Origin of the sequence: Streptomyces typhae, from assembly GCF_009755605.1 — a bacterium.
GTDB lineage: Bacteria > Actinomycetota > Actinomycetes > Streptomycetales > Streptomycetaceae > Streptomyces > Streptomyces typhae.
The window spans coordinates 307,334-320,227 of the sequence record NZ_WPNZ01000001.1 but is presented as its reverse complement, the minus strand read 5'-3'; the positions used below and the strand labels follow the sequence as shown (position 1 = coordinate 320,227).

The following is a 12,894-nucleotide window of genomic DNA, read 5'->3' as shown; positions in this document are numbered from 1 at the left end:
TTGAAAGCCATCCTACATTAGATTCTGTCTAAAGTTGAGTCAGGGCTGGCTGTACCCGTCGAGGAACGTGCCGATCCGCGTGACGGCGTCCGTCAGGTCCTGCGCCGTGGGCAGCGTCACGATCCGGAAGTGGTCGGGCTCCGGCCAGTTGAACCCGGTGCCGTGCACCACCATGATCTTCTCGGCGCGCAGCAGGTCGAGCACCAGCCGGCGGTCGTCCTTGACCTTGAAGACCTTCGGGTCCAGACGCGGGAAGAGGTACAGCGACCCCTTGGGCTTCACGCAGGTCACGCCGGGAATCTGCGTCAGCAGGTCGTACGCCGCGTCGCGCTGCGCGAGCAGCCGCCCGCCGGGCAGCACCAGGTCGTTGATGGTCTGCCGCCCGCTGAGCGCGGCCACGACACCGTGCTGGCCGGGCATGTTCGCGCACAGCCGCATGTTCGCGAGGATCGTCAGACCCTCGATGTACGAGGCCGCGTGGGCCTTCGGCCCGGAGACGGACATCCAGCCGACGCGGTACCCCGCCACGCGGTATGCCTTCGACATGCCGTTGAAGGTGAGCGTCAGGAGGTCGGGGGCGACCGCGGCGGTCGGCGTGTGCGTGGCGCCGTCGTACAGGATCTTGTCGTAGATCTCGTCCGAGCAGACCAGCAGGTTGTGGCGGCGGGCGATGTCGGTCAGGCCCCGGATCATCGCCTCGTCGTACACCGCGCCCGTGGGGTTGTTCGGGTTGATGATCACGATCGCCTTGGTGCGGTCGGTGACCTTGCGCTCGATGTCGGCGAGGTCGGGCATCCAGTCCGCCTGCTCGTCGCAGCGGTAGTGCACGGCGGTGCCGCCGGAGAGGGAGACGGCCGCGGTCCACAGCGGGTAGTCCGGCGCCGGGACCAGGACCTCGTCGCCGTCGTCGAGCAGGCCCTGCATGGCCATCACGATCAGCTCGGAGACGCCGTTGCCGATGAAGACGTGCTCGACGTCGGTCTCGATGCCGAGCGTCTGGTTGTGCATCACGACCGCGCGGCGCGCCGCGAGCAGGCCCTTCGCGTCGCCGTACCCATGGGCGTCGCCGACGTTGCGGAGGATGTCCTCCAGGATCTCCGGCGGGCACTCGAAGCCGAAGGCCGCGGGGTTGCCCGTGTTGAGCTTGAGGATGCGGTGACCCGCTGCTTCCAGCCGCATCGCCTCCTCGAGCACCGGGCCCCGGATCTCGTAACAGACGTTGGCGAGCTTGGTCGACTGGATCACCTGCATGTCACCGAGCGTATCTGGCGGGGGCGCCTTTGGTGGGGAGAGCTGGGTCACGCCGCCCCCGGCCTGGGGGGAGGTGTGCCCCGTCCGGGGCGCGGGGAACTGCGCGCTCAGCGCGCGAGAAGCGGCAGACGCGTCTGCCGAGCAAGTGCGCAGACGCGACTGCGGCTCTGTCGTGGTTGCGCGCGCAGTTCCCCGCGCCCCTGACGGGGCTCCGGTGCACGCGGTCTTGTCGTGGCGGCCCAGTGGCCGAACAATGCGCATGACAAATCCACCATCGGAGGGGACCCCCACATGAACAAGCCTCTCGTCGGTGCCGCGTTCGGCGTGCTGCTTCTCGGCGCGACCGTGGCACCCGCCGCCGCCGTCGGCGACGACGCGCCCGCGGCGGTGAAGGCCCCGGCCGCCAAGGCCGTGAGCTACGCCGGGACCGTGGCGCTCAGCAACTGTTCCGGCTCCGTCGTCCGCGTACCGTCGTCGAAGCCCACCGACCCCGCGCTCGTGATGTCCAACGGCCACTGTCTGGAGACCGGATTCCCGGCGCCCGGACAGGTCCTCGTGGACCGCCCGTCCACCCGCAGCTTCACGCTCCTGAACGCGAGCGGCGGCAACGCGGGCACCGTGCGCGCCAGCAAGATCGCGTACGGCACGATGACCGACAACGACGTCTCGCTCTACCAGCTCACCAGCACGTACAAGGACATAGAGAGCCGGTACGGCATCAAGGCGCTCGAACTGGACTCCGCACGTCCGACGCAGGGCAAGGCCATCACGGTCGTGTCCGGCTACTGGAAGCGGATGTACAAGTGCAACGTCGACGGCTTCGCGTACCGCCTGAAGGAGGGGAAGTGGACCTGGAAGGACTCGGTCCGCTACACCTCCGCCTGCCAGACGATCGGCGGCACATCGGGATCGCCGGTGGTCGACGACGCGACCGGCAAGGTCGTCGCCCTCAACAACACCGGCAACGAGAGCGGCGAGCGCTGCACCGACAACAACCCGTGCGAGGTCGACGAGAACGGCAAGGTGACGGTCCGCCAGGGCATCAACTACGGCCAGCAGACCTACACCATCGTCCCCTGCATCGGCGCGGGCAACAAGGTCGACCTGAACCGTCCCGGCTGCACGCTGCCGAAGCCCTGACCGGCCCGGCCGAAGCCCTGACCGACCCCGCCGCCCTGCCGGTGGCCTAAGCGGTCCGGCGCACGGAACGTCCCGCGAGGACGTCCGTGCGCCGGCCGTCCTCGATCACCGGGCGGCCGTCGATGAAGACGTGCGGGATGCCCACGGGCAGCGTGCGCGGCGCGTCGAAGGTCGAGCCGGCCGCGACCGTGTCCGGGTCGAAGAGGACCAGGTCTGCGCGGTAGCCCTCGCGGACGAGGCCCCGGTCGGGCAGGCGCAGGCGGGCCGCGGGACGCGAGGTGAGGTGCGCGACGCACTCCTCCAGGGACAGCACCCCGAGCTCCCGTACGTACTTGCCGAGGTACTGCGGGAACGTGCCGTACGCCCGCGGGTGCGGCTTGAAGCCCTGGAGGATGCCGTCGCTGCCGCCGGTGTGCACGCGGTGGCGCATGATCGCCCGTACGTTCTCCTCGTGCCCGACGTGCTGGAGGATCGTCGAGCCGAGCTTGTCGGCGATGAGCAGCCGCCGGGCCGTCACCCAGGGCTCCTCGCCGCGCATGTCCGCCGACTGCTGGATCGTCTTGCCCACGCAGGAGGCGAGGCCCGGGTCGGAGACGCCGGAGATCTCGATGGTGTCCCACTCGATCGGGACGCCGTGGCAGCCGTCCGCCCCCACGACCTCCATGTGGTGCCGGATCTTCGCCGCCGTCCCGTCGTCCTGGAGCCGGGCGAGGATCGCGTCCGGACCGCCCTCGCTCGCCCAGCTCGGCAGCATCGCCACGAGCGTCGTGCAGCCGGGCGTGTACGGGTAGGTGTCGAGGGTGATGTCGGCACCGGCCGCCAGCGCGTCGTCCAGGAGCGCGAGGAGGCCCGGCGCCTTGCCCTTGTTCACACCGAAGTTCATGGTGGCGTGGGCCAGGTGCAGCGGGCAGTCCGCGGAGCGCGTCAGCTCCACCATCTCCTCGTACGCCTCCAGGGCGCCCGCCCCGTAACTGCGGTGGTGCGGGCAGTAGTAGCCGCCGTGCTCCGCCACCACGCGGCACAGCTCGGTCAGCTCGGCGTCCTTCGCGTACATGCCCGGCGTGTACGTCAGGCCCGACGACATGCCGACGGCGCCCTCCCGCATGCCCTGCGCGACCAGCTCCTTCATCCGCTCCAGCTCGGCCGCGGTGGCCTCGCGGTCCTCCCAGCCCATCGCGTACATCCGGACCGTGCCCTGCGGGATCAGGTACGCCGCGTTCACCGCGATGCCCCGGCCGCCGTGCGCCCGGTCCAGGCGGTCCAGGTACTCGCCGACCGTGCGCCAGTCGAAGTCGATGTCGCTTCCGTCGCCGTTCCAGCCCGTGATGGCCTGGCGGACCTGGGCGAGGGTGGCGTCGTCCACCGGCGCGTACGACAGGCCGTCCTGGCCGACGACCTCCAGGGTGACGCCCTGGGCCGCCTTCGCGCTGTGGTCCGGGTCGCGGAGCAGGGCCAGGTCGCTGTGGGCGTGCATGTCGATGAAGCCCGGGGCCAGGGCGAGGCCGTCCGCCTCGACCGTGCGGGTGCCCGTGGGGCGGGGGCCCTCGCCCTCCCGGCGGATCTCGCCCACTCGGCCGTCCGTCACCGAGACGTCGGCTCTGTACGAGGGGGCGCCGGTGCCGTCGATGACGCGGGCGCCGCGGATGACCATGTCCATGGGGTGCCTCTCTGGGGGTGAGGTGGGGCGGGGTGCGGGTGGGTGCTCTCGCGGGGCGCCCCAGTCCCGCCCCTTCCCGAAACTGGGGGTCCCCCCCAGACCCCGTATCGGCCTGCGGCCTCGTCCTCGATCGCCGGACGGGCTATTCATAGCCCGTCCGGCGATCGAGGACCGGGGGTCCAGGGGGCGGAGCCCCATGGTTTCGGGAAGGGGCGGGGTGGGGGAGTGAGCCCCGCGCAGCGGTCAGAAGTACGTGCGGACGTAGTCCGTGACCGTTCCGTCCGCCCCGACGAGGGGGATCAGCTGCCACTTGTCGAAGGACGTGCAGGGGTGCGAGAGCCCGAGCCCCACCCAGTCCCCGACCCGGAGGTCGACCCCGGGGTCGGTCCGCAGCCACCCGTGCTGGTCGGAGAGCGCGTGCAGCGTGACCCCGGCGCCGGAGAGCTCCGTCCCGTCGGCCCGCCGGACCACCTGCACCTCGGGCAGATCGAGGTCGTACGCGGCGTCCCGCTTGCCCGCGTTGATGAAGGCCTGCTCGGCCGAGGGCCGGGACACGACCTGGGCCCACAGTCGGAAGGCGGGCTGAAGGGCGCCCTCGTCGGGGACGCGGTTGAAGGGCGTGAGGTGACGGTAGTGGCCGTCGTCGTGGGAGACGTACGCGCCGGAGCGCAGGAGCTTCAGGACCGGCAGGGACAGCTCGGGGACCTCGGCGAAGACGTCGGCGACGGCGTCGAACCAGGCGGAGCCGCCCGCGCTGATCACGATGTCGGCGAGCGGGGCACCGGCGTCCGCCGCGAAGCGGCCCGCGGCGTCGAAGTCCGCGGTCAGCGCGACGAGCCGCCGCAGCCAGGCGCGCACCCGCTCGGGGGAGGGGTCCGGCACCTCGCCCTCGTACCCGGCGACGCCCACGAGCCGCAGCGTGCCCGTCGCGGCGACCGCGTCGGCGACGGCGGCGCAGTCGGCCTCGGTGCGGGCGCCGGTGCGCGCGCCCTCGCCCGCGGCCAGTTCCACGACGACGTCCACGCGGCGGCGCGCGCCCGCGGCGCGCAGGGCGGCGTCCATCAGCTGCACGCCCCGTACGGAGTCGACGTAGCACAGGAAGCGGAAGCCGGCGTCCGCGTCGAGCTCGGCGGCGAGCCAGCGCAGGGCCGCCGCGTCGACCAGCTCGTTGGCGAGGAAGATCCGCGAGACGCCGAACGCGCGGGCCACCCGCACCTGGTGGGGGACCGCGAGGGTGACGCCCCAGGCGCCGTGCTCGATCTGACGCCAGAACAGCTGCGGTGCCATGGAGGTCTTGCCGTGCGGCGCGAAGGCGAGGGAGTGCCGGGTCGCGTACTGCTCCATGAGCGCGAGGTTGTGCTCAAGGCGCTCGGCCGAGAGGGCGAGGACGGGGGTGGTGAAGCCGCCGGTGAAGAGGTTGCGGCGCTGGGCGGCCAGCGCGCCGACCGTCATGCCGTCGGTGTCCGGCGGCAGTGCCTTGAAGTGGGGGCCGACGCGCTCGTCGGCGAGGCGCGCGACGGCTTCCGGCGCGCCGGGCCGGGCGGGCTTCCCGGCCTCCTGCGCGGCCTCCTGCCCGGTCTCCTGCGCGGCCTCCTGCGCGGTCGACGGTCGGCCGCCCACCTGCGCGGTCGGCTGCCCGGCCGGCTGCTCGACGGTCTGCTCGGGGGACTTTTCGGCGGCCATGGACGTCTCCTCGTGCCTCTTCAACGCATGCGTTGCAAGATATGCAACGTTCATTGCGTATGTCGCTTACTGCTGTCTAACATCCGAGCCAACGCCGGGTCAACGGATCCGGGAAGCGAGTGAGGGGCTGACACCGACGTGACCGGAGCAGGCGGCGGAGACACGAACTCCCTGGACACCGACGTGGTGGCCCTGGGCGAGTCGATGGTGACCTTCCTGCCGTCGCGACCGGGCCGGATCGCCGACGTGCCGTCCTTCGGGCGCGGCATCGGCGGGGCCGAGTCCAACGTCGTGTGCGCCCTCGCCGCGGCGGGCCACCGGGCCCGCTGGGTCAGCCGGGTCGGCGCCGACGGCTTCGGCGACCACCTGGTGGAGACGATCGGCGGCTACGGCGTGGACACCTCCGCCGTCGGCCGCGACCCGCACCGCCCCACCGGCATCTACTTCCGCACCGCCGACGACCGCGGCACCGACGCCCACGAGGTCGTCTACTACCGCGCGGGCTCCGCCGCCTCCGCGATGTCCCCGGACACCGTGGACCCCGAAGCCCTGTGGTCCGGACGAGTGCTCCATCTCTCCGGCATCACGCCCGCGCTCTCCGCCGATTGCCTCGCCCTCGTGCGCGTTCTGTGCGCCCGGCGGGACGGACGCCGCTCCCTCGTCTCCTTCGACGTCAACCACCGGCCCGGCCTGTGGCGGGAGCCGGGCGGCGCCGACGTGCTGCTCGACCTCGCCCGGGGCGCCGACATCGTGTTCGTCGGCGAGGACGAGGCCGCGGCCGCCTGGGACGTCACCGGCGGGCCCGCCGCGATCCGCGAGGCGCTGCCAGGACCCGCCGTGCTCGTCGTCAAGCAGGGCGCGCACGGCGCCACGGCCCTCGCCACCGACCCCGCCACCGGCCAGGACACCGTCACCTTCGTCCCGGCCCTGCACGTAGACGTCGTCGCACCCGTCGGAGCCGGTGACGCCTTCGCCGCCGGGTTCCTCTCCGCGACCCTGCGCGGCCTGTCCGCCGAACACCGCCTGCGGCACGGCCATCTGATGGCCGCCGCCGCCCTCACGGTGCCCGGCGACGTCGCCACGCCCGCGTCCCGCGGCCACGCCGACGCGCTCGCCGCCCTGGACCCCGCCGCCTGGGAGACTCTGCGTCTCGGGCCCGGCTGGACGGCAGCGGATCCCACCCGGGCCACCACCACAGTGGCCGACGAGGAGGTAAGAACGTCATGAGCCAGACCGTCGACCGTGCCCTGTCGATCCTGCCCCTGCTCGCCGAGGGCCCCGCCGACCTCGGCCAGGTCGCCGAGCGTCTCGGCGTGCACAAGTCCACCGCCCTGCGCCTCCTTCGCACCCTGCACGAACACGGCCTGGTCTTCCGCCAGTCCGACCAGCGCTACCGCCTGGGCGCCCGCCTCTTCGCGCTCGCCCAGGAGGCCGTGGAGAACCTCGACGTGCGCGAGATCGCGCACCCGCACCTGCTCGCCCTCAACGAGAAGTGCGGACACACGGTCCACCTCGCCGTGTACGAGGAGCAGGAGGTGCTCTACATCGACAAGGTGGAGAGCCGCTACCCGGTCCGCATGTACTCGCGCATCGGCAAGCCGGTCGCCATCACCGTCGCCGCCGTCGCCAAGCTGCTGCTCTCCGACTTCCCCGAAGCCGAGCGCCGCGCCTTCGCGGAGAAGCTCGACTATCCCGCGTACACGTCCCGTTCGACGCCCAACGCCGCCGCGTTCCTCAGGGAACTGGCGCAGGTGCGCGAGCAGGGCTGGGCCACCGATCTCGGTGGCCACGAGGAGTCCATCAACTGCGTCGGCGCCCCCATCCGCGGCGCGGACGGCCGGGTCGTCGCCGCCATGTCGATGTCGGCGCCGAACGTCGTCGTCACGGCCGAGGAACTCCTCAAGCTCCTTCCGCTGGTGCGGCGTACGGCGGAGGCCATCAGCAGGGAGTACTCCGGCGCCGTACCGGACGCCAGGAACGCCCTGTGAACACCCCCGCGCATCCCCACGAAGAAGTCCCTACGAAGAAGGCAAGATCATGAGCGAGAAGACCGCGATCACCCCGGCCACCCACACCGCCCCGCCCGCCAAGTTCTCCCACGGCGTCAGGAAGGGCAACATCCTCCAGGTCGCGGGCCAGGTCGGCTTCCTGCCCGCCGAGGAGGGCAAGGCCCCCACCCCCGCCGGTCCCACCCTGCGCGAGCAGACCCTCCAGACGTTCGCCAACGTCAAGGCGATCCTCGAAGAGGGCGGCGCCTCCTGGGACGACGTGATGATGATGCGCGTCTACCTCACGGACGTGGACCACTTCGCGGAGATGAACGAGATCTACAACCAGTACTTCGAGGAGCAGGGCCTCGAGGCCCCCGCGTCCGCCCGCACCACGGTGTACGTCGGCCTGCCCAAGGGCCTGCTCATCGAGATCGACGCGCTGGCCGTACTCGGCTGACCGCCGCGGCCCGGCCGCGTGACCGCGGCGGTCGCGCACGGGGAGGCCGCCATCCGGCCTCCCCGCCCCGCCCGCCGCCGCACCACTCACCCCCACCCTCCCCACCTCCCCCCGCACACACCCCACGCAAGCCGTACGTCATCACGGTGCGCCGCCCCGACACCCCCAGGGACGCCGTGCCGCGATCCCCCCTGCCCCAGAAAGCTCCATGCACTTACGAGGTCAACGATGTCCCCGTCCACCCACTCCGCGACGCTCGCGGCCACCGCCCCAGCAGAAGCACCACCGCACACCGGTGGCCTGATGGCCCTCATCGACGGCACGGCAGGTCTGCTGACCGTCGCCGCCCTCGGCATCCTGCTGCTGCTCTTCCTGATCATCAAAGTGCGGCTGCAGCCGTTCGTCGCGCTCCTCGCGGTCTCCATAGCCGTCGGCCTCGCCGCCGGGCTCTCGGTCACCGAACTCTTCGGCACCGTCCAGAAGTCGGACGCCGTCTCGCTCATCGAATCCGGCATGGGCGGCATCCTCGGCCATGTCGCGATCATCATCGGCCTCGGCACCATGCTCGGCGCGATCCTGGAGGTCTCCGGCGGCGCCGAGGTCCTCGCCTCCCGGCTCCTCGGCCTCTTCGGCGAGAAGCGCGCCCCGCTGGCCATGGGCCTGACCGGCCTGATCTTCGGTATCCCGGTCTTCTTCGACGTGGGCATCTTCGTCCTCGCGCCCATCGTGTACGCCGCCGCCAAGCGCAGCGGCAAGTCGATCCTGCTCTACTGCCTGCCGCTGCTCGCCGGCCTGTCGATGACCCACGCGTTCCTGCCCCCGCACCCCGGCCCGGTGGCCGCGGCGGGCCTGCTGAAGGTCGACCTCGGCTGGGTCATCCTCATGGGCGTCGTCTGCGGCATCCCCGCCGTCCTCGCGGCCTGGGTGTTCTCCGCCTGGATCGGCAAGCGCATCTTCGTCCCCGTACCGCAGGACATGCTGGAGGCCTCGGAGGAGGCCAGGGCGGCGGTCGTCGCCGAACAGCGGGCCGCGGGCCGCGAGCCGCAGGAGAAGCCGGTCGCGCTCGCCACCGTCTTCCTGATCATCGGCACCCCGCTGGTCCTCATCCTGCTTGCGACGTTCTCCTCCATCGCCTTCGACCCCTCCACGGGCCGCAGCGTCATCGAGTTCTTCGGCAACCCCTTCGTCGCCCTGACGATCGCCCTGCTGATGGCGTACTACCTGCTCGGCATCCGCCGCGGCTGGTCCCGCAAGTCCCTGGAGACGGTGTCGACCGCGTCCCTGAAGCCGGTCGGCAACATCCTCCTGGTGGTCGGCGCGGGCGGCATCTTCGGCGCCGTCCTCAAGGGCAGCGGTGTCGCCCAGGCCCTCTCCGACACCTTCCACGACGTCGGCCTGCCCGTGATCGTCCTGGCCTATCTGATCTCCGTGGTCCTGCGCGTGGCCCAGGGCTCGGCGACGGTCGCCATCGTCACGACGGCGGGCATCGTGGCCCCCCTCCTCGCCGAGGGCGACTACTCCAACGCCTTCACGGCCCTGGTCATCATGGCCATCTCCGCGGGCTCCATCTTCGCCTCGCACGTCAACGACGGCGGCTTCTGGATGGTCGCCAAGTACTTCGGCATCTCCGAGCGCGACACCCTCAAGACCTGGACGGTCCTGGAGACGGTGCTCTCGGTGGCCGGGTTCGCGGTGGCGGCGGTGGTGAGCCTGTTCGTGTAGCGGTCCCGTACGGCGAGGGGCACCCGGCGACCAGCCGGGTGCCCCTCGCCGTACTTGGCGTGATCATGTGGCCACCAGCTGTCACGCGCGTGGCTATAGTGGCCCGGCAGGCGTGCCGTCCAGGGGAGCGCTCAAAGGGACTCGCTCCAGGGGGAGTTGGCGATGTCGTGGGACGAGTGGGAGCGGTTGAAGGCGGACGCCGCGCGACGGCGCTCCGACCCCGCCCGGCCGGGCGGCGGAGCGGGTGCCGGGCCCGTGGCCGCGGCGGACCTCGTGGTCCACGACGACGAACTCGGCAGGCTCGGCTCCCTCGCCCACCGGCTCCGTGACCGGCTGCGTGTGGACTCCGACCGCGCGCGGGAGCAGACGTTCGGCGCCGCCGTGGAGCTGACCGGCGGCGGCCTCGACACGGGCGCCGCCCTGACCGAGCTGCACGACGCCTGGAACACCAAGTCCCGGACGCTGGTGGACGCGTGCGGCCATATCTCGAACCACCTCGACTTCACCCGCGCGCAGCACAAGAAGGACGACGAGAAGGTCGCCACGGACGTGTCCGTGTCCGTCATCGAGAAGTACATGAAGTGAGACGCACGGGGTGAGACACATGGGGGCGGGGACATGCTGACCGTCGAGGACGTCCTCGGCCTGCGGCTCGGCAAGCTGGCGTCGGCGGTGGACGACTGGGAGGTCACCGCGCGGCGCCTGCACGAACTGGCCGGCGGCAGAGGGGGCGCGGAGAGCGCGGCCCTGCTCAGGAGCAAGGCGGAGCAGGCGGACTGGAAAGGCGTCAACGCCACGGTCGGCAAGGCCTTCGTGGTGCGCACGGCAGCGGAGTTCGACGACGCCGCCACCTCGGCGCGGAGCGTCCTCGCGGTGCTGAGCGACGCGCTCCGGGCCTTCACCCGGCACCGCGACGACATGACGCACGTGGTGGACGACGCCGCCGGGCGCGGCATCCGCGTCACCGCGCGGGGCGCCGCGGAACCCAGGGCGGCGCAGGGCGACTCGGTGCCCGGCCCCGCCAAGGCCGAAGGGCCCACCGACGAGGAGATCGCGGCGGTGGAGCGGAACGCGAAGCACGTCCTCGAAGAGGCCGAGGACACCGACCGGATCACCGCGCGCGCCCTGCGCGCACTGGCACGCGGCAAGCACGACTTCTCCGGTACCGAGGTCAAGGGCCTCGACCACGCCGACAACCTCCAGGGCAGGCAGGACGCGGACCGCTGGGCCGAGGAGATCGCCAAGGGCGACGTCGCGAACTGGAGCGACGAGAAACTCCGCCGCTTCAACGAGACCCTCGCCGCCCAGAAGGACAACCCCGCCTTCGCGGAGCGCTTCGCCACCGCCCTCGGCGCCGACGGCACCCTCCGCTTCTGGCGCGACCTCGCCAACCAGCCGGACACCTGGGGCCTGGTGGACGACGACGCGCGCGGCAAGCTCCTCGGCCGCACCCAGGACGACCTGAGCACGGCCCTCGCCACGGCCACGTGGGGCGACGGCCCCGGGATGGAGGCGTGGAAGAAGGACATGATCGCGGCGGGCGGCAGAGAGGTCCCCGCCTCCGTCCCCGGCGGCGCCACGCCCTATGGCTTCGCCGTGATGTCGAGCCTGATGCGCAAGGGCACGTACGACACCGCGTTCCTCCAGGAGTACGGCGACGGCCTCCTGAAGTTCGAACGCGAAGCCCCTCCCTTCGACAGCGTGAACCCCATGGGCCGACTCGTCCATCCACCCGGCGACGATCCCGCCGACCCCGTCGCCTGGTTCATGGAGTCCCTCGGCCACAACCCGGACGCGTCACTGGAGTTCCTGCACAGCGGCCCCCGCGCCAAGGACCACTTCGACTACCTGGTCGGACACGGGGACGGCTCCCGCACCGCGGGCCTCGACACCATGGCATCCCTCACCGGAGGCGGCGGAGCCGCCCGCGACTTCTACGAGACCAGCCTCGGGCACGCCCTGGAATCCGCGGCCACCGGCAACCCCTACGACTCCGGCGCCCCGTCGAAGCCCCACTCCGCCGCGAGCGCGGACTTCGTCCACCGCCTCGTCGACCACTACGGCAGCCACCCCGAGCACCTCGACGACTCGAAACTGCGGGGCAGCCTCGGCAACATCACCGCCGACTACATGCGCGACTTCCAGGACGGCATGAACGGCCCCCGCGGCCTGACCACCCACGGCACCAACGCGGACCTCGGCTCCCTGCACGGCTCCACCCTCAAGAACTTCCTGGGCGCGGTGGGCAAGGACCCCGACGCGTACGGCGCCATCCTGCACGCCCAGCAGTCCATCACCACCGAACTCGTCGACGAGACCCTCCGCAATCCGCACTCCCTCCCCAGGGCCGCCGTCAACGCCGACGTCAACAACATGGTCGCCCCCGGCGCCGAGATCGCCGGAATCATGGCGGAATCCCGCACCCAAGCGATCTACGACGACCGCATCGCGTCCGACGAGGAGTTCAACAAGGGCATCACCACGACGGACAAGTGGGCGGGCCGCGTCATCGACCTCGGGGCGAATCATGTTCCTGTGGTCGGGGATGTGGTGAGTTGGATTGCTGAGGATGCGCGGGGGGCTGTTGTGGAGCACTACACGAGGGACTCCAGCACGGTGGCTCAGCAGAGCAGAGGGAATTTCTTGGAGGATCAGCTCGAGCAGTCTGCGCACTCCGCGTACACCGCCGCCTACGCAGCCGCACGGCAGCAGGGATACAGCCACCAGGAGGCTGTGCTGGTAGCCGACGCCGCACAGAGCAATACTCGCCTTCACTATGGGATCGCGCGCGTGCGCGGAGGTGAAACAGATTGACGACGCAGAGCGTGAGGTCAGAACGTAAGGCTCGGCGCTGGGCGGCCGTCGGCCTGGTCTTGGCGGCATCGGCTGGTACAGCCGTCTGGCAATTCTGGCCTTCTGCCGAACCCGCCGTCGGCGTACCCGGGCGTGTATGCGGGAAAGCGTTGCCAGGCGGACAGGCTGCTGATCTTCTG

At 71.3% G+C, this 12,894-nt stretch carries 10 protein-coding genes; 7 read left to right on the top strand and 3 right to left on the bottom strand.

Annotation, left to right across the window (positions count from 1 at the left end):
- Positions 1 to 39: 39 nt before the first annotated feature.
- Complete coding sequence (locus tag GPA10_RS01380; RefSeq protein WP_058852733.1) at positions 40 to 1,251, bottom strand: pyridoxal phosphate-dependent aminotransferase; 1,212 nt, start codon at positions 1,249 to 1,251, stop codon at positions 40 to 42.
- Positions 1,252 to 1,542: 291 nt separating this feature from the next.
- Here GPA10_RS01380 and GPA10_RS01375 point away from each other — a divergent pair, with 291 nt between their 5' ends.
- Positions 1,543 to 2,391 (top strand): S1 family peptidase, encoded by an 849-nt coding sequence (locus GPA10_RS01375; protein WP_058852732.1) that lies wholly within the window; start codon positions 1,543 to 1,545, stop codon positions 2,389 to 2,391.
- Positions 2,392 to 2,437: 46 nt separating this feature from the next.
- On the opposite strand, the gene GPA10_RS01370 is transcribed toward GPA10_RS01375, so the two are convergent.
- On the bottom strand, positions 2,438 to 4,048 hold the full coding sequence (locus tag GPA10_RS01370; RefSeq protein ID WP_157163865.1) for an N-acyl-D-amino-acid deacylase family protein: 1,611 nt from the start codon (positions 4,046 to 4,048) through the stop codon (positions 2,438 to 2,440).
- Between the two features lie 243 nt (positions 4,049 to 4,291).
- Positions 4,292 to 5,500 (bottom strand): alanine racemase, encoded by a 1,209-nt coding sequence (locus GPA10_RS01365; protein WP_425505658.1) that lies wholly within the window; start codon positions 5,498 to 5,500, stop codon positions 4,292 to 4,294.
- Positions 5,501 to 5,869: 369 nt separating this feature from the next.
- Here GPA10_RS01365 and GPA10_RS01360 point away from each other — a divergent pair, with 369 nt between their 5' ends.
- The 6 genes from GPA10_RS01360 (at position 5,870) to GPA10_RS01335 (ending at position 12,715) form a co-directional block, all read left to right on the top strand.
- Positions 5,870 to 6,958, top strand: a complete 1,089-nt coding sequence (locus GPA10_RS01360; protein ID WP_343040169.1) for a sugar kinase — start codon at positions 5,870 to 5,872, stop codon at positions 6,956 to 6,958.
- Positions 6,955 to 7,719: an IclR family transcriptional regulator gene (locus tag GPA10_RS01355; RefSeq protein ID WP_058852729.1), complete on the top strand. Its 765-nt coding sequence runs from the start codon at positions 6,955 to 6,957 to the stop codon at positions 7,717 to 7,719. The genes GPA10_RS01360 and GPA10_RS01355 overlap by 4 nt, the downstream gene beginning before the upstream one ends.
- Positions 7,720 to 7,768: 49 nt before the next feature.
- On the top strand, positions 7,769 to 8,179 hold the full coding sequence (locus GPA10_RS01350) for a RidA family protein (RefSeq protein WP_157163863.1): 411 nt from the start codon (positions 7,769 to 7,771) through the stop codon (positions 8,177 to 8,179).
- A gap of 228 nt (positions 8,180 to 8,407) precedes the next feature.
- A complete protein-coding gene (locus GPA10_RS01345; protein WP_157163862.1) occupies positions 8,408 to 9,901 on the top strand; it encodes a GntP family permease in 1,494 nt (497 codons plus the stop codon).
- 162 nt (positions 9,902 to 10,063) lie between these two features.
- Positions 10,064 to 10,486: a hypothetical protein gene (locus GPA10_RS01340; protein ID WP_157163861.1), complete on the top strand. Its 423-nt coding sequence runs from the start codon at positions 10,064 to 10,066 to the stop codon at positions 10,484 to 10,486.
- A gap of 33 nt (positions 10,487 to 10,519) precedes the next feature.
- Positions 10,520 to 12,715 (top strand): hypothetical protein, encoded by a 2,196-nt coding sequence (locus GPA10_RS01335; protein WP_157163860.1) that lies wholly within the window; start codon positions 10,520 to 10,522, stop codon positions 12,713 to 12,715.
- The last annotated feature ends 179 nt before the right edge of the window (positions 12,716 to 12,894 follow it).

Bases quoted from the DNA above. Each gene is read 5' to 3' on its own strand.
- GPA10_RS01380 (WP_058852733.1), bottom strand. From the start codon at position 1,251: ATGCAGGTGATCCAGTCGACCAAGCTCGCCAACGTCTGTTACGAGATC.
- GPA10_RS01375 (WP_058852732.1), top strand. From the start codon at position 1,543: ATGAACAAGCCTCTCGTCGGTGCCGCGTTCGGCGTGCTGCTTCTCGGC.
- GPA10_RS01370 (WP_157163865.1), bottom strand. From the start codon at position 4,048: ATGGACATGGTCATCCGCGGCGCCCGCGTCATCGACGGCACCGGCGCC.
- GPA10_RS01365 (WP_425505658.1), bottom strand. From the start codon at position 5,500: ATGACGGTCGGCGCGCTGGCCGCCCAGCGCCGCAACCTCTTCACCGGC.
- GPA10_RS01355 (WP_058852729.1), top strand. From the start codon at position 6,955: ATGAGCCAGACCGTCGACCGTGCCCTGTCGATCCTGCCCCTGCTCGCC.
- GPA10_RS01350 (WP_157163863.1), top strand. From the start codon at position 7,769: ATGAGCGAGAAGACCGCGATCACCCCGGCCACCCACACCGCCCCGCCC.
- GPA10_RS01345 (WP_157163862.1), top strand. From the start codon at position 8,408: ATGTCCCCGTCCACCCACTCCGCGACGCTCGCGGCCACCGCCCCAGCA.
- GPA10_RS01340 (WP_157163861.1), top strand. From the start codon at position 10,064: ATGTCGTGGGACGAGTGGGAGCGGTTGAAGGCGGACGCCGCGCGACGG.
- GPA10_RS01335 (WP_157163860.1), top strand. From the start codon at position 10,520: ATGCTGACCGTCGAGGACGTCCTCGGCCTGCGGCTCGGCAAGCTGGCG.